Genomic DNA, 18,018 nt, shown 5'->3' on the forward strand with positions numbered 1-18,018 from the left:
CTACCTTGGGCCGATTCAGTCCAACCGAGTGGCGGGGCCCTCGGTCGCGCTCTCGCCCACGCCCTCGACCGGGCTCGCCTTGCTGCGACGGATCGCGTCCCGGCGGGCCCGGCAGTACCAGAGGCCGATCAGGCCGAGACCGGCCCCGGTCAGGCAGATCCACGGCCAGCTGCCGTGCCCGTGCTGCTCCAGGCTGCCCTTGAAGGGGATCAGCACCAGGAAGCCGACGAACCAGAGCACCGTGCCGCCGCCGACGATCGCAACGTCGTTCGCTTCCAGCGGCGGGGGAGAGGGGCGCAGCGCGGTCTTGGCCATGGGGCCCAGCCTACGGGGCGGGTTGGGTGGGGCCGTAGTGGTGGGAGCGAGCTGTGATCGATTCTGACCGTAATGGGCTCTTTCTACGCGCGAAGATGGCGCGTGCACGATCGAGGAACTCATACTGAGAATCCGCTACGGTCCTGGTGCGATCCCCCGACTGCCCGGCCGTCGCCCGGCAGCCCCGGCCAGTGACGCTCCGGGTCTCCGCCCTCCTCACCTCCCCCACCTGACGAGGACGCGAATGTCTCCGCTGGCCCAGCCGACCGCAACGTCGCCCGAGCCCTCCCCGGCCGCCCCGCAGCCGTCCAGCCCGCTGGACCGGTTCTTCCGGATCTCCGAGCGCGGCTCCACGCTCGCCCGTGAGGTCCGTGGCGGGGTCGCCACCTTCTTCACCATGGCGTACATCCTGGTGCTCAACCCGATCATCCTGGCCAGCGCGGTCGACATGAACGGCACCCACCTGAGCAGTGCCCAGCTGGTCACCGCGACCGCCCTGACGGCGGGTCTGACCACGCTGCTGATGGGTGTGATCGGCAACGTGCCGATCGGTCTGGCGGCCGGGCTCGGCGTCAACACGATCGTGGCGCTCCAGCTCGCCCCCCGGATGACCTGGCCGGACGCGATGGGCATGGTGGTGCTGGCCGGCTTCGCGATCATGATCCTGGTGGCCACCGGGCTGCGCGAGCGGGTGATGAACGCGGTGCCGCTCGGCCTGCGGAAGGCCATCGCGATCGGCATCGGCCTCTTCATCTGCCTGGTCGGCCTGGTGGACGCGGGCTTCGTCAGCCGGATCCCGGACGCCGCGCACACCACCGTCCCGCTCCAGCTCGGCTCGGACGGCCACCTGAACGGCTGGCCGGTGCTGATCTTCATCCTGGGCCTGCTGCTCACCCTGGTCCTGATGATCCGTAAGGTCCCCGGCGCGATCCTGATCAGCATCGCCACCATGACCGCCGTCGCGGTCCTGATCGACCAGGCCGCCAGCATCCCGGCGTCCTCCTGGGGCCTGACCGTGCCGGAGTGGCCGGGCAACCCGGTGGCCGCCCCCGACTTCGGCCTGGTCGGTCAGGTCAGCCTGTTCGGCGGCTTCGGCAAGGTCGGCCTGCTGACCGGCTGCCTGTTCGTCTTCACCGTGCTGATGTCCTGCTTCTTCGACGCGATGGGCACCATCCTCGGCGTCGCGGACGAGGCGCACCTGCTGGACGAGAAGGGCGACCTGCCCGGCATCAACAAGATCCTGATGGTGGACGGCATCGCCACCGCGGCGGGCGGCGCGACCTCCTCCTCCGCCAACACCTGCTTCGTCGAGTCCACCGCCGGCGTCGGCGAGGGAGCCCGGACCGGCTTCGCCTCCATCGTCACCGGCGCGCTGTTCCTGGTCGCGCTCTTCCTCACCCCGCTCGCCACCATGGTCCCGGCCCAGGCCGCCACCCCGGCCCTGGTCACCGTCGGCTTCCTGATCCTGGCCAACTCGATCCGGGACATCGACTGGTCCGACTACACGATCGCCGTCCCGGCCTTCCTCACCATGGTCCTGATGCCGTTCAGCTACAGCATCACCAACGGCATCGGCTTCGGCTTCATCGCCTTCTGCGTCCTGCGCCTCGCGGACGGCCGCGGCCGCACCGTCCCGGTCGCGCTCTACGCGGTCGCCGCGGTCTTCGCCTTCTACTACCTGATGCCGGCCCTCGGCCTCGGCTGATCCGAGCGTCACCACCGAGCCCTCCCGAGCACTGCTTGGGAGGGCTCGGTGCGTTCCCGGCGGGCGTTTGGGAGGGGTGTTGTAGAGGTCCCCGGGGTGGCGGTTCGACTGGGCATGGACATGTTTGGATGAGCTCGCCCGGAGCTCGGGGGCGGGGCTGAGCAGGGCGTGAACGGGGGAGTTCGCGGTACTGCTGACCTGCCGTCGGAGGGCAAATGCGCATTCTGCTGATCGCCAGTGCTTTCAACAGCCTGACCCAGCGTGTCCATGTGGAGTTGCGGGAGCGTGGTCACACGCTGGGGGTCGAACTCGCGCTGGGGGACGAGGCGGTGCGGGCCGGGGTGGAGCGGTTCCGGCCGGATCTGATCCTGGCGCCGATGCTGACCCGGGCGGTGCCGGAGGATGTCTGGCAGCGGTATCCGGTGTTGATCGTGCATCCGGGGCCGAAGGGGGACCGGGGGCCGTCGTCGCTGGACTGGGCGATCCATCTGGGTGCGGCCGAGTGGGGTGTGACGGTGTTGCAGGCGGTGGCGGAGATGGATGCGGGGCCGGTCTGGGCGTCGGTGCCGTTCGCCGTCCGGGCCGGCGGGAAGAGCGAGGTGTACCGCAACGAGGTGGCGGATGCGGCGGTCGAGGCGGTGCTGCTGGCGGTCGAGCGGTTCGCGGGCGGCTGGTACGGGCCCGAGCCGCTGGACTACTCCCAGTGGGACGTCACCGGGCAGCTCCGCCCCTACCACGCGCAGGAGTTCCGGCGGATCGACTGGGCGGCGGACGACACCGCGACGGTGCTGCGCAAGCTGCGGGCGGCGGACAGTCAGCCCGGGGTGCTGGACACCCTGCTGGGCCGGGAGTACTTCCTGCACGGCGGCTGCGCGGAGGACGAACTGCGCGGTAGGCCCGGCGAGTTGATCGCCACCAGGGACGGCGCGGTCTGCCGGGCCACCGCCGACGGCGCGGTGTGGATACCGCAGCTGCGCCCGCGCCGGGAGGCCGGCGGACCACCCACCTTCAAACTGCCCGCCGCCCGGGTGCTCGGCCCCGCGCTGGTGCTGGCGGGCGTACCGGAGGTGCCGGTCACGCCCGAGCGGGCGGCCGGGCGGCAGACCTGGTCGGAGATCCGCTACCGGGAGGCGGGGGAGGTCGGGTATCTGGAGTTCGGGTTCCCTGGTGGGGCGATGAGTACGGCGCAGTGCCGTCGGCTGCTGGCGGCGTACCGGGCGGCGGTGGCGCGGCCGACGTCGGTGCTGGTGTTGGGGCCGTCGCGGGACTTCTTCTCCAACGGTATCCATCTGAACGTGATCGAGGCGGCCGGCGACCCGGCGGCGGAGTCCTGGGCGAACATCAACGCGATGGACGACCTGGTCGAGGCGATTCTCACCAGCACCGACAAGTACGTGGTCGCGGCGCTGGCGGGGAACGCGGCGGCGGGCGGACTGATGCTGTCGCTGGCCGCCGACGAGGTGTGGTGCCGGGCCTCCGCCGTCCTCAACCCGCACTACCGGCTGATGGGGCTGTACGGCTCCGAGTACTGGACCTACACGCTGCCGCGGCGGGTCGGCGCCGAGCAGGCGGAGCGGCTGACCGCTGCCGCGCTGCCGGTCGGGCCCCGGGAGGCGCTGGCGCTCGGTCTGGTGGACCGGGTGGGCGGTGGTGATTCGACGGCGTTCCGGGGCTGGGTGCAGGAGCAGGCCGACCTGCTGGCCGGGTCGGGTGAACTGGCCGCCAGGCTGGTGGCGAAGAAGCAGCGCCGGGCCGACGACGAGGCGGTCAAGCCGCTGGCGGCGTACCGCGCCGAGGAGTTGGCCCGGATGCGGCACAACTTCCTCGACCCGGGCGAGAGCTACCACCAGCTGCGCCGGGCGTTCGTGCACAAGAGCTGCCCGCCCGAGACCCCCGCCCACCTGCGCGGCTGAACCCGGGCCGGACACAGGACGGGCCCCCGCCGGGCAGCGGCGGGGGCCCGTCTCGTCCGGGGGGTTACCGAGCCCGGACGGTGAGGGGTGCGGCCGGGCCGAGGAAGACCGAGGAGCGCCCGGTCTGCTTGCTCGGGGCGACGGCGAACGCGAGGGCGCTGGAGAAGACGTAGGTGCCGAGCCCGACGGCGAGCGGGAAGACGAACTGCAGGCCGATCACCCCGGGCGGGGTGGTGCGGACCTCCGAGAGCCGGACGCTGATCGCGGCCATGCCGGTGTAGTGCATCGCGCAGACCGCGATCCCCATCACCGGCGCGGCGGACAGCACGGCCGCGGTGCCCTGGATGTTCAGCGCGGCCCAGAGGGCGGCGGTCGCCGCGAGGACCGCGATGCCGACCGAGGCCGCCACCGTGGTGGTGTCGTACGCGATGGTGCCGGAGACCCGCATCGCGGCCATCCCGAGGTAGTGCATCGCGGCGACGCCGAGCCCGGTGGCGATCCCGCCGGCCAGCAGCGAGCCGACCGGGCGGCTGCTGTAGCCGACCGTGAAGATGCCCGCGCCGACCACCAGGATGGCGACCAGCAGGCTGAGCACGGTGAGCGGGACGTTGTAGCGGATCTCGGCGCCGCGGACCGCGAAGCCGAGCATCGCGATGAAGTGCATGCTCCAGATGCCGACGCCGAGCGAGACCGAGGCGAAGGTGAGCCAGTTCCGCCTGGTCCGGCCCTCGGTGAGCAGCGCCCACCGGGTGCTGCGGAGGGCGAGCAGGGCCCCGAGGCAGGCGGCCAAGTACGAGATCGCCGGGGTGACCCAGCCGTGGACAGCGTGGTCGATGTGACCCAAGAAGACTCCCTGGACGGGGGTGGGGTGCACTGCGCCGGCGTGCTGTGTTCCTGACAACCTGGAGGCTATCGGCGGGCCGGAGGCTGGGCAACCCTGGGGGATTTGGTGAACTCCCAGGTCAGGATGGGTCCTTCACGAGTACGCCAAGAGCTGGGCACGAAGTCCTGACGGTACGTCCAGTCTTCCCGCGACCCGACCGATATGAATTTTTATTAGCGAGAGTAATGAGATAGGCTAAGGACTATGCCCGAGATGTCCGAGGAGGACCTCGCAGCGGTCAGTCAGCTGCGTTCCTCCGCCATGCGCCTTTCCCGCCGACTGCGACACCAGCGGGTCGAGGAGTCGTTGAGCCCCACCGAGATCGGGGTGCTCGGCACCCTCGGCCGGTGCGGCAAGGCCACCCCTGGTGAGCTCGCCAGGAAGGAACACGTCCAGCCGCCCTCGATGACCCGGATCATCGCGATGCTGGAGGAGAAGGGCCTGGTCCGGCGCGAGCCGCACCCGGACGACCGCCGTCAGGTGGTGGTCAGTGCGACCGAGCAGGCGGAGGCGATCCTCGCGGAGAGCCGCCGCCGGCGGAACGCCTGGCTGGCCGAGCTGGCCCAGGGGCTGACCGAGGAGGAGTGGGCGGTACTCAAGGAGGCCGCACCCGTCCTCTACAAGTTGGCCCACCTCTAGACCGGCTCTGGACCACCTCCAGGGCCTCCGCCAGGACGTCGTCGGGACCGGAAGAAGAAGGAGTACCGCATCACCGCACCACACCACCGATCAACCAGCAGTGCGACCACCGCCACCGCCGTGGTCGCGCTTCGAGGGGAGAGCACCGTGACACCGCCGGCCGCCGCCAGCGCCGCCATCCGCACCGACGACTCCACACCCGAATCGGCAGCCACCACCGCTGCCCCCGCCGACAGCCTGGCGCCGACCCCCGTGGGTCTGCCGGGCAACGGCGACGACGACCCCGACGAACGCACCGCGGCGGCACCGACCGCCGCGTCCACCCCGCTCCGGCAGGCACCGGGCGGGGACGGCCCGACGGGGGCCCGCTTCACCCGGCCCGGCGGGATGTTCTCCTCGCTGCGGATCCGCAACTACCGCTACTACTTCGCCGGTCAGGTGGTCTCCAACACCGGCACCTGGATGCAGCGGATCGCCCAGGACTGGCTGGTGCTCAGCCTGACCGGCAGCCCGCTCGCGGTCGGCATCACCACCGCGATGCAGTTCCTCCCGATGCTGCTGCTCGGCCTCTGGGGCGGCGTGCTCGCCGACCGGCTGCCCAAGCGGCGGCTGCTGATCGCCACCCAGGGCGCGATGGGCCTGCTGGCCGTCGGCCTCGCGGTGCTCACCATCTCCGGGGCGGTCACCGCCGGGTACGTCTACGTCTTCGCGCTGCTGCTCGGCCTGGTCACGGTGGTGGACAACCCCACCCGGCAGGCCTTCGTCAGCGAGATGGTGCCCGCCAAGGACCTGGCCAACGCGGTCAGCCTGAACGCGGCCAACTTCCAGACCGCCCGGCTGATCGGTCCGGCGGTGGCCGGTCTGCTGATCGCCGCGGTCGGCAGCGGCTGGGCCTTCGCGGTCAACGCGGTGTCCTTCGCCGCCGTGATCGGCGGCCTGCTGGCGATGCGGACCGGCGAGCTGCGCCCGACCGAACGGGTGGCCCGCCAGGGCGGTCAACTCCGGGAGGGGCTCCGGTACGTGAAGGAGCGTCCGGAACTGCTCTGGCCGATGGTGCTGGCCGGCTTCATCGGCACCTTCGGGTTCAACTTCCCGACCCTGCTGTCGGGTTTCGCCTACGACACCTTCCACGTGGGTGCCGGGCAGTACGGTCTGCTGAACACCGCGATGGCGGTCGGTTCGCTGGCCGGCGCGCTGCTCGCCGCCCGGCGCGGGGTGCCCAGGCTGCGCCGGCTGGTCGGTGCCGCGCTGGTGTTCGGCGCGCTGGAGGTGCTGGCCGCCTTCGCCCCCGGGTACTGGTCCTTCGCCCTGCTGCTGACCGTGATCGGGGTCTTCGGCCTGACCTTCAACACCTCGGTCAACTCGATGATCCAGCTGTCCACCGACCCGGAGATGCGCGGCCGGGTGAGCGGACTGCTGGTGCTGGTCTTCACCGGCGGCACGCCGATCGGCGCCCCGGTGGTCGGCTGGGTGACCGATGTGTACGGGCCCCGGCTCGGCCTGCTGGCCTGCGGCGCGGTCTCCGCGCTGGCCGCCCTGGTGGTCGGCCTGGTGCTGGCCCGGGCGGCCGACCTCAAGGTGCGGGTCGACCTGCACCGGGGCTCCCGGGTGGTGGCCTTCGTGCCGCGCGGCCCGGTCCGCACCCGCGAGCTGGCCACCGCCTGCTGACGGCGGTCCGGCGGTCCGGCCCCGGAGCCTGGTCTCCAGGACCGGCCGGGCCACCGGCACGGATCCGCACCGAAATCGTTCCCCCGGGACGGCCCCGGTGGACGATCATGGGGCCATGAGGCTCTTCGTGGCGGTGAACCCGCCGGTCGACGCGGTACAGGAACTGGCCGACGCGGTGGCGCCGTTGCGCGAGCTGCCGGGCGCGGAACGGCTGCGCTGGACCGAGGTGGCGGGGTGGCACCTGACGCTCGCCTTCCTGGGCGAGCTGCCGGTGGCCGAGCTGCCCGCGCTGACCGGGCTGCTGGCCCGGTCGGCGGGGGAGCACGGTGCGCACCGGCTCCGGCTGGCCGGCAGCGGCTGCTTCGGCGACCGGGCGCTCTGGGCCGGGGTGGACGGGGAGGTCCGGGCGCTCCGCCGACTGGCCGAGACGGTCCGGGCCGGGGTCACCGAACTGGGCGTCGAGAGCGACCGGCTCGGCTTCCAGCCGCATCTCACCCTGGCCCGGTCGGGCGCCGCGCGGGGCAGCCGCCGGGCCGACCGGCGGACCGACGCGGGCGGTCTGCCGTGGCTGGCCGGGGCGCTGGAGGGCTTCCGGGGCGTCGAGTGGCGGGCCGGTGAACTCTGCCTGATGCGCAGTGAGACGGGCCTCGGCGGGTCCCGCTACACGGTGCTGGAGCGGTTCCCGCTGGCCGACCGGAGCGCCTGACCCCGGTGGCCGGGCGGGCCCGGGTGGCCGGATGGTGCCAGTCGCCCTCCCGGGCGACGGCTCCCTTGTCCGGGCGAGCCGTCGCCCGTACGTTCGTCGGATGGAGCTGGAGCTGCGCCACCTGCGAACCATCCGGGCGATCGCCGAGGCGGGCAGCCTGACCAAGGCGTCGGTCTCGCTGGGCCTGGCCCAGCCCGCGCTGAGCACCCAACTCAAGCGGATCGAGCGCCTGTTGGGCGGGGACCTGTTCGAGCGCAGCCGGGAGGGCGTACAGCCGACCCCGCTCGGCGAGCTGGTGCTGGACCGGGCCAGGGTGCTGCTGCCGGCCGCCCGGGAGCTCCAGGAGGAGGCGGCCCGGTTCGCCAACGCACTCGACGGGCCGCCCCGGTTCCGGCTCGGCGCCACCCACGGACCGCTGCTCGGCGCCCTGGTGGACCGGCTGATGGCCGAGTACCCCGGCGCCGCCGTGACCACCGCCACCTCCTGGTCCACCCGCCAGCTGGTCGGCCAAGTGGCCTCCGGGCGGCTGGATTTCGCACTGGTCGGGGGCTGCGGGGAGAGCCGGCCGCAGGGTGACGAGCAGCTGGCCTGGCGGGAGATCGGCACCGACCCGATCTTCGTGATGCTGGCGGCCGACCACCCGCTGGCCGGTGAGCAGGAGCTGATCCTGCGTCAACTCGCGGCCGAGCAGTGGACCCTGGCGCCGGGGGAGGGCTGCTTCGCGGACTGCTTCGCGGCGGCCTGCAGCCGGGCCGGCTTCACCCCGCTGTCGATGTACGAGACCGACACCGCCTCCTGCGTGCACCTGGTGCAGGTCGGCCGGGCGGTCGGGCTGTGCCGGGCCACCTTCCCGCCGACCGCCGGGCTGGTCACCGTCCCGCTGGCCGGCTCCCCGCTGACCTGGCGGCACCTGCTCGGCTGGCACCCGGCCGCCGCGGCGGCCGGGACCGCCGGCGAGGTGACCGGCTACGCCCGCACCGCGCACGCCGAGGCGGCCGGGCGCAGCCCCTCGTACGCGGGCTGGCTGGCCGCCCGGTAGCCACCCGAGGGGGGCCGACCGGGCGGCGGGCCTGGATCAGACCGGCTGCGGCTCCAGGTCGCGGTTGATCCGGCGCCAGCCCCGGGTGGAGACGGTGTTCGGGTGCTCCTCGCCGAACAGCCGGAGCAGCTCGGACAGGGCGTGCTCGCGGAGTTCGGCGGCCTGGGCCGGGTTGGACTTGCGCAGGGTGACCGCGAGGTTGGACTCGCAGGCGATCGCGTCCGGGTGGGCGGGACCGTACCGGTTGCACAGCCCGGCGTAGGCGGCCCGCTCCAACTCCTCGGCCTTGGCGGGCTGTCCGCCGTCGCCGTAGGCGTTGGCCAGGTTGATCATCGCGTTCAGGGTGAACGGGTGGTCGGGGCCGAGCACCGAGCGGAGGGTCCCGACGGTGTGCGTGCCGCGCCGGATCGCCGCCTCGACGTCCCCGCTGCCGCGCAGGTAGATCCCGAGGTTGTTCTCGCAGGCCAGGGTGAACGGGTGCTCGTCGCCGAACAGCCGCTGGTGCCCCTCGTAGACGGTGGTGGCCAGGTCCCGGGCGGCCTCCTTGTCGCCGGAGGCGCTGTGGTCGGCGGCCAGGTTGAGCGCACAGGCCAGGGTGTCCGCCGCCTCCGCGCCGAACCGGTCCAGGTAGCGCTCGTAGGTCTGCATGGTGAGCTGCCTGGCCTCCCGCAGGTGACCGTCCCGACGGAGCGACACCGCAAGGGACTTGGCGTTGCGCAGGTTCTCCGGCAGGTCGGCCTGGAGCACGTCGGCGAGCTCCTCGGTGACCTCCCTGAGCAGCTCGATCGACCCCTTGTAGTCGCCGATCTCACGCAGGTCGCGGGCCAGGTTGGACTTGCTGGACAGGGTGTACGGGTGCCGCGGGCCGAGCACCGCGGCCCGTCGGTCGTAGGTGTCCTGGTCCAGGTCGCGGGCCGCCTCGCTGTCGCCGACCAGCCGGTAGTCGATGGCCAGGTTGTTGGCGATCGACAGGGTGCGGGCGTTCTCCTCGCCGAACAGCTCGCGGAACTGGCCGTACGTCTCCAGGTCGAGGTCCAGCGCCTCCTGGAACCGGCCGAGCGCGCGCAGGTCGGCGCCGAGCGATCCGGCGGTCATCAGGGTGTACGGGTTGTGCTCGCCGAGCAGGGTCTTCTGCCCGGCCAGGGTGCGCTCGTCGAGCGAGCGGGCGTCCGCGAAGTTGCCCTGGGAGCGGACCACGTTGGCCAGTTGGAAGTTGAGGCTGAGCACCTGGCGCCGCAGGTGCCGGGACTCCACCTCGTCCTGCTCGCCGCCGAGCCGGCTGGTCCAGGTGGCGTCGAGCTGCTCGGCCAGGGTGCGGGCCTTGTCCAGGTCGGTGCGCTTCCACAGGTAGCGGACCCGGTCGATCAGCAGCTCGCGGGTCTCCCGCTCGTCGCAGTCCTGCGCCCGGGAGGGGGCCAGGTGCGGCCAGATCTTCTCGAACCTCGGCCAGTTGGCCGGGTTGTCGGTGTCGCCGAGGGCCGGCCTGGCGCCGACCAGGATGCGGTGCACCTCGTGCATCGCGGCCTCGCGGGCGCTGTCGTCCATCTCGGACCGGACCACGGCCTGCACCAGCCGGTGCACCTGGAAGCTGTTGCTGCCCGCGTCCACCTTGGCCAGCGCGTACCGGCCGACCGCCTGGATCACCTTGCCCAGCATGAAGACGTCGCTGAGGTCCTCGTCGTACTTCACCAGCGACTTGATCATCTGGTCGCTGTAGAACAGGTCCATCGAGATCGGCTCCGGCGCGAAGAACGCGCAGAGCTGCAACAGCCGTACGGCGGCCGGGGACTGCTCGCGCAGCCGGGCGATCGAGACGTTCCAGGTGGCGCCGACCGGGGTCGGGTAGTCGGCCGGGCGGCCGACCGCGAGGGCCCGGGTGGCCTCCTGCTGGAGCTGGCGGACGTAGGTGTCGACGGGGGTGCGGGTGGTGTCCAGCCAGGCGGCCGCCACCTCGACCGCCAGGGGCAGGTCGCCGACCGCCTCGGCCACCCGGTCGGCGTCGGCCCGGGACAGGCCCCGGGTGCGCCGGGTCAGGTGCTCCACGCTCTCGCCACGGGTGAAGACGTCCACCCCGAGCACCCCGGCCTGGCCGGACCACGCCTGGTTCCGCGAGGTGACCAGGATGTGCCCGGAGCCGCCGGGGAAGAACCGGCGGATCTCGCTCGGCTCGTCGGCGTTGTCGAAGATCAGCAGCCAGCGCGAGGTCGGGTTGCCCCGGCGGAGCGCCTCCCGGGCCGCCTCGGCGGCCTCGTTGACGCTGTCGCCGACCCGCAGCCCGAGCCGCCCGGCCAGGTCGGACAGCGCGGTGGGGATCAGGTCGGTCTGCTCGGCGTCGATCCACCAGACCAGGTCGTAGTGCGACATGTAGCGGTGCGCGTACTCCAGTGCCAGCTGCGACTTGCCGACACCGCCGAGCCCGTACAGCGTCTGCGGGGTCGGCAGCACCACCATCGGCCCGCCGACCAGCTGCTCGCGCAGCTCCTCCAGCACCTTGGCCCGGCCGGTGAAGGACGGGTTGCGCTGCGGCACCGACCAGTACGAGGGCCGGGTGCCGGGGAACCGCGGGATCTGCACCTCGGCGTCGATGTCGGCGTCCGCCCGGCCGAGCGCGCGGAGCAGGATGGCGGCGGCCTGGCTCTCGTCCCGGCCGACCAGGTCGACCGGGTTGCGGCTGACGAACGGCGCGTTCAGCCGGACGTCGCTGACCCGGACCGGGACGATCTGGCGACGGCTGCCCGACGGGTCGAAACCGCCCATCGAGTCCCACAGTGCCCGGGCCTGAGGGGCCCTCAGATACGCGGCGGAGAGCACCGCGACCGTCCGGTTGGCGGCGTCGATGCCGCGCTCGGTCTCCTGCCGGGTGTCCGCCCCGGCGCCGATGTCCCGGGGCACCACCCGGAAGCCGGCGCTCTCCAGCACGGCGGCGATCCAGTCCGCCCAGATCCGGTCCTCGGGCACGAAGGACAGGTAGAGGTCGGCGGGCACGGTCGGCCGCCGCCGGGTGTACGCCTCGACCCAGTGCAGCCGGACGTCCTCGTCCAGCGGCGGCAGCGCGGTGACCCGGCCCTTGGTCAGCACCGAGGTGAGCCGCTCGCAGGCGGCCAGCATCGAGGTCGGGGTGCCGGTCTGGTCGCCGAAGGTGGCGAGGATCTCCTCGTAGGCGTAGAACGGCCGGTACGGGATCTCCACCGAGCCCCAGTAGTGGGCGAGTTCCTCCTCGACCAGGCCCTCGGGCAGCCCGGAGAACCGCAGCCGGGCCAGCGCCCGGCCGGCGTCCGCCTTCTCCTTCTCGCCCTCGTCGATCCGCATCGGCACCGGCAGGATGCGGATTGCCCGCTCCCGGTACCGGTCGTTGATGTGCTGGGCGATCTTCGAGGCGCCCTCGATGCTCTGGTCGCTCAGGGTGAAGCAGACCACCAGGTCGTCCGGCATCTGCACGGTGCAGATCTCGGCGATGTCGGACAGGCCCGTCCGGCTGTCGATCAGGATGTAGTCGTAGCGGCGGCTCATGTCCCGCTTCAGGGCGTCGAAGAACTGCCCGCCGTCGAAGCGGTCGTAGAAGAGGTCCCAGTCGAGCCGGCCGACCACCTCGGAGTAGTCCCGGTTGAGCTGACCGGCCGAGAGGAAGTCCAGGCTGCCACCGGGTGGGAAGCCGGGCCAGGAGAGCGACAGCGCGTGCGGGTGCACCCGGGCGAAGTCCTGGTGCCAGCCCGGCGGGTGCTCGACCTCGCGGAGCGCCTCCTCCCGGTAGTCGGTGATCAGGTCCATCATCCCGGTGGTGCCCGCGAGGGCGCCCTGGTCGAGGAACGGCCGGAAGAACTTGGCCAGGCCCGGCGCCTCCAGGTCCCAGTCCACGGTGAGCACCCGGAAGCCGTTGGCGGCCAGGATCCAGGCGGTGTTGGCCAGCGCCATGGTGCGGCCGGTGCCGCCCTTGTAGGAGTAGAAGGTCACCACCCGGCCTTGGCGGTCCTCGCTGGCCTGCGGCTCGGTGTCCTCCACCGGATCGGCCATCCGGAGCTTCCTGGTCGGCTTGTCGGTCATAACTCTCCTCCCCCGAAGGCGATCCCCGGGGGAGAATCGTCCTCCTCGTGATAGCGCGACTGGTCGCTGTCCCGGTCGTCCCGACTCCAGGGCCGTCGTGGTGGCGGCTCCTCCCTGGCACTCGACGGACTCTCGAAGGCCCGGCGCAGGCTCGGCCTGGCACTGCCCGGGCCGCCGGTCCCGTCGGGCTGGTTGCCCTGACCGCTCGGTGGCCTCGAACTCTCCTCGAAGGCGTACTTGGCCCGCATCACCGCGCGCGGCAGCGCCGCCTCGAACTCCTCCAGCGAGCCCAGCTCGGCCGGGCTGCCGTGGAAGCTCGGCCGGCTGTCACGGTGCTGGGAGCGCAGCGTACGGGCGCTCAGCTCGGAGAGCGCCTCGCCGTCGGCGACGCAGTCCGGGTCGGTGCTGTTCCACGGTTCCAGCACGCTCACCCAGGACGGGTTGCGGCGGTCGAAGTCCACCACCGCCGCCCGCCGGGTCTCGTCCCGCAGGGCCCAGCGGTCCAGCAGCAGCAGCCCGGGCGCGGTCGGCGGGCCCTCGGCGAGGATCGCCTCCGCCTCGTCCTCGTACGCGTGCACGCTCGGCTCGAAGCCCAACTGCCGGGCCACCCGGGCCGCGTGGTCGGCGAGCGGCCGGGACGAGGCGGGCTGGTACGGGCGCCAGTCGGTCGGCTGCGGCCCGTAGTAGTCCGGGTTCCGGCCCTCCGGCACCTCGGCCTGCGGGTAGGAGAGCACCGAGATCCGTAACTGCCGGGTGCGCGGGGTCGGGAAGGCACTCGGCTGGGCCTGGAAGTCCAGCGGCCGGCCGGGCGGGATCACGGTGCTGGCCGCCACGTCCACGATCCGCTCGGCCAGCCGGTGCACGGCCAGCTCGTAGGCCCGGCGGAAGTAGCCGAGCCGCATCAGTGCGTACAGCCCCTCGGCCTCGTAGTCGGGGCCGAACCCCCGGTGGTTGAACTGGAGTTGCCGGGCCACCTCGGGCAGCTGGTGATCGCTCATCGGGATCCACAGCACCGGCACGATGCCGGTCGGCCGCTCGGTGCTCTGCCGCTCCGGGAAGACCGGCCGCTGGACGAAGGAGTGCCACTCCTGGCCGCAGGCCACGCTGGTGAAGTAGCGCGGCGAGTAGAGCGGCACGAACACCCGGCAGCTGGCCAGCTCCTGGGAGAGCCGCTCGGCCCACAGCTGGCCCTGGTGCATGGACTGGTCCATGAAACCGACCGGCGCTCCGCCGCGCAGGTCGGTCAGGTGCAGCACCTCGTCGCAGAGGTCGTTGAAGAGGCGGTTCACCCACTGGTTGGGATCACCGGCCCCGCCGGTGCGGGACCTGGGGACGTGCGCGTAGCTGAGAAAGAAGTACGGACGCTCCGCGTTCTCGTCCCACCCGCCAGGGTCGTCGTCGCCGTACACACGCGCCTCCCCCGAGACCATCCGGTGTGTTGGTGGTGCACCGTCTCAGACGTAGCCGGGATGTCCACAGTTCCCAACCGCGTCGTTCCCTCACAGAGGGCCTTCAGTGTAGGAAGGTCAGGTTCGCGAATGGAATAGGGCGTTGTCCCGGAGGAACTTGTCGGCCACGTCCACCCCGTCCGCGATGTCCATCACGAAGCAGTCCGCCGCACCGAGCCGCCCCCGGCGCAGACTGGCCATCTCGCCGAGCACGCCGGTCATCGGTTCGAAGTGTTCGTCCCGCAGGTGCACGGCGTCGAACGACTGCCAGAGGCCGCTCGGCAGCACGCAGCTGTAGGTCTGGATCGGCGGATCGGGCTGCCGGTACTCGGCCAGGTGCAGCGCGGTGCAGCACCAGACCGGTACCCCGATCAGCAGCGCCCGGGCCCGTGCGGCGTACAGCCGGCCGACCGGGGAGTCCTCGCCGAGGTGGGAGTCGAGCGGGTGATCGTCCGTCAGTTCGGCCGCGCGGTGGCCGATCGCGGCGAACGAGGTCTGCGGGTGGTGGCTGCGACGGGCCCCCGGGGTCTGCCTGAGCACCTCGGAGAAGTGGCCGAGAATGCGCGAGGTCGGGGTGGTGTCAGGGTCGAAGGGGGGGCGCGAATCCCAGTACGCCTGCTTCTGTTGCTCCGTCATCCCGTCGGTGGGGGCGAGGGAGAGGCGGGAGGTGTTCGAGTTCTCGGGAGTCGCGGTGTAGGCCAGCACGGTGCCCCGCTCGCCGAGGACGCGGCGCAGCGCCGCCAGCAGGGCGGCCGGGCCGCCGGCGATCGGGCCGACGGCGCGGAGCGAGGACTGCACCAGCAGGGTCTCGCCCGGCTGGATGCCGAGGGACCGCAGGTCGCGCTCCAGTTCGTCGATGCCGATCACGGACGCTCTCTCCTTGAGTTGCACTACCTAGGGGCTCGGGGCCCTGCTGATGTGCGGCTCCGCCGCGTGGGCGGCGAGGTCTGGCGTTCGGGTCACTGCGAAAGTGCCTACCCAGCTATGCACGGATCACCTGTTCCGAGGCCGGCGTCGCAGTTCCCCGAGCCCCTGACCGTAGATGCGCGAGCGCCGTACTCGACTGCATGCCCTCCACGAAGCGGGCGCCCACGGGGGTGAGGGAGCCGGAGGTGAGGAGGGTTTCGACGGCGGTGGTGGTGTGGGCGTGCCAGGTGGTGTGCTGGGTGTGGGCGTGGGCGGCGGCGGGGCTGTCGAGGCCGGCGTAGGCGCGGACCCGGGTGGCCCAGAACTCGGTGACCGCGAGGTGGGCGTAGGTGCCCTGGAGCAGGCCCTCCAGCGGGCGGGGGTCGGGGCGCCAGGGGGCGTGGAAGAGGCGGTCGTCGGCCGGGTCGTGGAGGTCGTGGAAGTCCAGCACGGCGCCGAGCTTGACGTGGTTGAACTCGTGCGCGAGCAGCAGCGCCAGGATCGGTGCGGTGCCGGGCCGGGCGATGCCGACCGCGCCGAACGCCTGCCGGGCCGCCGCGCTGACGTCCCGTCCGGCGGGGCCGGGGCGGAGCGGGGTGAGGGTGCCGAGCCCGGCCCGGAGGCCGGCCGCGTGCTCGGGCAGGTCGCGGCCGAGCAGCTCCCAGGCCTCCCGGAGGCCGCCCGTCCAGGCGAGCAGCTCGTCCTCGGTCAGCCGGTCGGCGACCGGCCACTGGTGGCTGTCCCGCTGCGGGTCGGTGTCCTCCAGGGCGAGCGTCCAGCCGCCGGGCAGCGCGACCCGGCGGACGGGCTGCCAGGGGCCGCCGTCCGGGTCGTCCCAGCCCACCTCGACGTCCCGGACGGTGAAGCCGTCCTTGCCGCCGCGCAGCACCGCCTCGCCCGCTCCGCCGACCTCGACCCGGCCCAGCGTCGGCAGGTGCACCGCGCCGCCCCGGACCGGGACTGGCAGCTCGAACTCGCGGCCGGCCCGGAGCGCGGCGGCGGCGGCCAGCTCGGCGAAGCCGCCGAGGTCGGCCCCGGGGTCACGGTCCAGGCAGCGCACCGCCCAGGCCCGGACGTACGGGTGGCCGAGGGTGGCGTCCAGCGCGTCCGGCGCGGTGCCGTCCAGCTCGGTCAGCAGCGACCAGGGCTCCGGGGCGCCGGCCGAGAGGGCGGCCAGCAGCCGTCTGGTCAGCCCGAGCTGGGCGGTGGCCAGCGCCCGGACGGTGCCGGCGCTGCCGTGCCCGGCGGCCAGCTCGGCCAACTGGGCCTCGGTGAGCGTCCCTTCGGCCGGGCCCGGCTGGGGCGGGACGGTGCTGACCGGGGCGACCCGGTCCCGGACGGTGGTGATCAGTTTCATCAGATCCCCGCAGAAGACGGAGGGGTTGTCGAAGCCGCGGCCGCTCCGGTACCGGTGCGCGTACAGACCGCCGCCGCAGGAGCGGACCACCGGGCAGGACCGGCAGTCCGCGCTCAGCCCGGCCAGCCCGGACTGACGTTCCATCATGCCCGGGTGCCCGGCCACCTGGTCCAGGGTGTGCGCGAAGACGTCGAAGCCGGTCTCGGGTGCGCCGTCGTACGCCGTCTTGAGGCTGTCCGCCTGCTCCAGCGTGCCGTCGGTCTCGATCACCACCAGGTCGGCCGGGTCCAGCCCGAGCGACTCGGTCAGGCTGGAGCGGCCGCGCAGGGTGCGGTGCACCGAGTCGAAGATCCGGACCGGCACCGGGCGGCCCTGCGCCGTCCAGCGCCGGTGGATCGTCAGCAGCCAGTCGGCGTACGGCGCGGGCCCCGCGCCGGCGGGACGTTTCGGCGGATCGTCCCAGGTCGCGTGGGGGAGCAGGAAGTCGATCCGGGGCGGGGCGAGCTCGACCAGCGCGTCGTAGACGGCGACCGGGTCGTTCTCGACGTCGATGGTGCACAGCAGACCGGCGTACAGGTGGCGGTAGGCCGGACTGCGGAGCAGCTCGACGGCGGCCAGCACCTTGGCGTGGCTGCTGCGTCCGTCGGCGTACCTGCGGTGCCGGTCGTTGGCGGCCCGGTCGCCGTCCAGCGAGATGCCGACCTTGACGTCCAGCTCGGCGAACAGGTCGAGGAACCGCTCGGACAGCTGGACGCCGTTGGTGTGGATCCGCAGGTCGAGCGCGCAGCCCGGGGGGAGGGCGGCGCGCAGCAGCTCGGCGGCCCGGCGCAGCACGACGGGGCCCGCGAGCAGTGGCTCCCCGCCGTGCAGCACCACGTGGACGGCCGTCAGCCGGTGGGCCAGGGCATGCTCCGCGATGCGGTCGGCGGTCGCCGCGAGCACGCGCTCCGAGACGGTGCGCGGCTTGCCACGCCAACTGGTGTCGGCGTGCTCGTACACGTAGCAGTGATCACAGGAAAGGTCACAGCGGCTGTGCACCTTGAGGACGAACTGCGAGAACGGCGCGGGGGGACGGGACATGACGAGGCGTCGGCTGTGCGGCGACCGTCAGATGGAGGAGTTGAAGGCCGCCACGGCGACCTGGCCGCTCTCCTGGCCGGGCAGCGCCCGGTGCAGCTCGGCGGTGAGGTGGTCGGTGCCCAGAGCGGCGAGGGCGGCGAGCGAGGCCCGAGGGGCGGGCTGCTCGACGGAGTCGCGGTCAGCAGGCCGGGTGGCGAGTGCGGTGACCATTGCAGTCTCGTTTCTGCGGTTGAAGCGCGGGGAAACGGGGTAACCCAGAGTCGCTTGCTCCGGCTCCGGGCCCGCCCGACTACCGCCGAGTGTCCCGGACGCGCCTAC

13 protein-coding genes are annotated in these 18,018 nt (G+C 72.7%); 6 read left to right on the forward strand and 7 right to left on the reverse strand.

Annotated features, from left to right (window positions below; translation table 11 throughout):
• Positions 1 to 15 precede the first annotated feature (15 nt).
• A complete protein-coding gene (locus tag OHV05_RS19745; RefSeq protein WP_405018854.1) occupies positions 16 to 315 on the reverse strand; it encodes a DUF2530 domain-containing protein in 300 nt (99 codons plus the stop codon).
• Between the two features lie 244 nt (positions 316 to 559).
• On the opposite strand from OHV05_RS19745, the gene OHV05_RS19750 reads away from it, so the two are divergent.
• Positions 560 to 2,020, forward strand: a complete 1,461-nt coding sequence (locus OHV05_RS19750; protein ID WP_405018855.1) for an NCS2 family permease — start codon at positions 560 to 562, stop codon at positions 2,018 to 2,020.
• A gap of 215 nt (positions 2,021 to 2,235) precedes the next feature.
• Positions 2,236 to 3,933 (forward strand): hydrogenase maturation protein, encoded by a 1,698-nt coding sequence (locus OHV05_RS19755; RefSeq protein WP_405018856.1) that lies wholly within the window; start codon positions 2,236 to 2,238, stop codon positions 3,931 to 3,933.
• A 64-nt stretch (positions 3,934 to 3,997) separates the two neighbouring features.
• Here OHV05_RS19755 and OHV05_RS19760 read toward each other — a convergent pair whose 3' ends face one another.
• Entirely contained in the window at positions 3,998 to 4,777 is a 780-nt protein-coding gene (locus OHV05_RS19760; RefSeq protein ID WP_405018857.1) for an MHYT domain-containing protein, read from the reverse strand.
• Between the two features lie 243 nt (positions 4,778 to 5,020).
• Between OHV05_RS19760 and OHV05_RS19765 the strand changes: the two genes are divergently transcribed.
• The 4 genes from OHV05_RS19765 to OHV05_RS19780 all read left to right on the forward strand — a co-directional run bounded on the left by OHV05_RS19765 (position 5,021) and on the right by OHV05_RS19780 (position 8,868).
• Entirely contained in the window at positions 5,021 to 5,455 is a 435-nt protein-coding gene (locus tag OHV05_RS19765) for a MarR family winged helix-turn-helix transcriptional regulator (protein ID WP_403037192.1), read from the forward strand.
• A 147-nt stretch (positions 5,456 to 5,602) separates the two neighbouring features.
• The gene (locus OHV05_RS19770) at positions 5,603 to 7,123 is read left to right on the forward strand and encodes an MFS transporter (RefSeq protein ID WP_405018858.1); all 1,521 of its coding nucleotides are present in this window, start codon (positions 5,603 to 5,605) and stop codon (positions 7,121 to 7,123) included.
• Positions 7,124 to 7,238: 115 nt separating this feature from the next.
• A complete protein-coding gene (gene thpR / locus OHV05_RS19775; protein WP_405018859.1) occupies positions 7,239 to 7,829 on the forward strand; it encodes an RNA 2',3'-cyclic phosphodiesterase in 591 nt (196 codons plus the stop codon).
• Positions 7,830 to 7,929: 100 nt separating this feature from the next.
• Positions 7,930 to 8,868, forward strand: a complete 939-nt coding sequence (locus OHV05_RS19780) for a LysR family transcriptional regulator (protein WP_405018860.1) — start codon at positions 7,930 to 7,932, stop codon at positions 8,866 to 8,868.
• Positions 8,869 to 8,904: 36 nt separating this feature from the next.
• Here OHV05_RS19780 and fxsT read toward each other — a convergent pair whose 3' ends face one another.
• The 5 genes from fxsT to fxsA all read right to left on the reverse strand — a co-directional run bounded on the left by fxsT (position 8,905) and on the right by fxsA (position 17,910).
• Positions 8,905 to 12,909 carry an FxSxx-COOH system tetratricopeptide repeat protein gene (gene fxsT / locus OHV05_RS19785; protein WP_405018861.1) on the reverse strand — a complete coding sequence of 1,335 codons (4,005 nt, stop codon included), beginning with the start codon at positions 12,907 to 12,909 and terminating at the stop codon, positions 8,905 to 8,907.
• Positions 12,906 to 14,318 carry a TIR-like protein FxsC gene (locus OHV05_RS19790; RefSeq protein ID WP_405018862.1) on the reverse strand — a complete coding sequence of 471 codons (1,413 nt, stop codon included), beginning with the start codon at positions 14,316 to 14,318 and terminating at the stop codon, positions 12,906 to 12,908. The genes fxsT and OHV05_RS19790 overlap by 4 nt, the downstream gene beginning before the upstream one ends.
• A 117-nt stretch (positions 14,319 to 14,435) precedes the next feature.
• Positions 14,436 to 15,224 carry an aminoglycoside N(3)-acetyltransferase gene (locus tag OHV05_RS19795; RefSeq protein ID WP_405018863.1) on the reverse strand — a complete coding sequence of 263 codons (789 nt, stop codon included), beginning with the start codon at positions 15,222 to 15,224 and terminating at the stop codon, positions 14,436 to 14,438.
• Positions 15,225 to 15,339: 115 nt separating this feature from the next.
• A complete protein-coding gene (locus tag OHV05_RS19800) occupies positions 15,340 to 17,700 on the reverse strand; it encodes an FxsB family cyclophane-forming radical SAM/SPASM peptide maturase (RefSeq protein ID WP_405018864.1) in 2,361 nt (786 codons plus the stop codon).
• Between the two features lie 27 nt (positions 17,701 to 17,727).
• A complete protein-coding gene (gene fxsA, locus OHV05_RS19805; protein ID WP_184915438.1) occupies positions 17,728 to 17,910 on the reverse strand; it encodes an FxSxx-COOH cyclophane-containing RiPP peptide in 183 nt (60 codons plus the stop codon).
• Positions 17,911 to 18,018 lie beyond the last annotated feature (108 nt).

The sequence above is a fragment of the Kitasatospora sp. NBC_00070 genome (assembly GCF_045041205.1).
Taxonomy (GTDB): Bacteria; Actinomycetota; Actinomycetes; order Streptomycetales; family Streptomycetaceae; genus Kitasatospora.

What these genes read in the sequence shown, in the direction of transcription:
- OHV05_RS19745 (WP_405018854.1), bottom strand. Translation starts at nt 315, where the DNA reads ATGGCCAAGACCGCGCTGCGCCCCTCTCCCCCGCCGCTGGAAGCGAAC.
- OHV05_RS19750 (WP_405018855.1), top strand. Translation starts at nt 560, where the DNA reads ATGTCTCCGCTGGCCCAGCCGACCGCAACGTCGCCCGAGCCCTCCCCG.
- OHV05_RS19755 (WP_405018856.1), top strand. Translation starts at nt 2,236, where the DNA reads ATGCGCATTCTGCTGATCGCCAGTGCTTTCAACAGCCTGACCCAGCGT.
- OHV05_RS19765 (WP_403037192.1), top strand. Translation starts at nt 5,021, where the DNA reads ATGCCCGAGATGTCCGAGGAGGACCTCGCAGCGGTCAGTCAGCTGCGT.
- thpR (WP_405018859.1), top strand. Translation starts at nt 7,239, where the DNA reads ATGAGGCTCTTCGTGGCGGTGAACCCGCCGGTCGACGCGGTACAGGAA.
- OHV05_RS19780 (WP_405018860.1), top strand. Translation starts at nt 7,930, where the DNA reads ATGGAGCTGGAGCTGCGCCACCTGCGAACCATCCGGGCGATCGCCGAG.
- fxsT (WP_405018861.1), bottom strand. Translation starts at nt 12,909, where the DNA reads ATGACCGACAAGCCGACCAGGAAGCTCCGGATGGCCGATCCGGTGGAG.
- OHV05_RS19800 (WP_405018864.1), bottom strand. Translation starts at nt 17,700, where the DNA reads ATGTCCCGTCCCCCCGCGCCGTTCTCGCAGTTCGTCCTCAAGGTGCAC.
- fxsA (WP_184915438.1), bottom strand. Translation starts at nt 17,910, where the DNA reads ATGGTCACCGCACTCGCCACCCGGCCTGCTGACCGCGACTCCGTCGAG.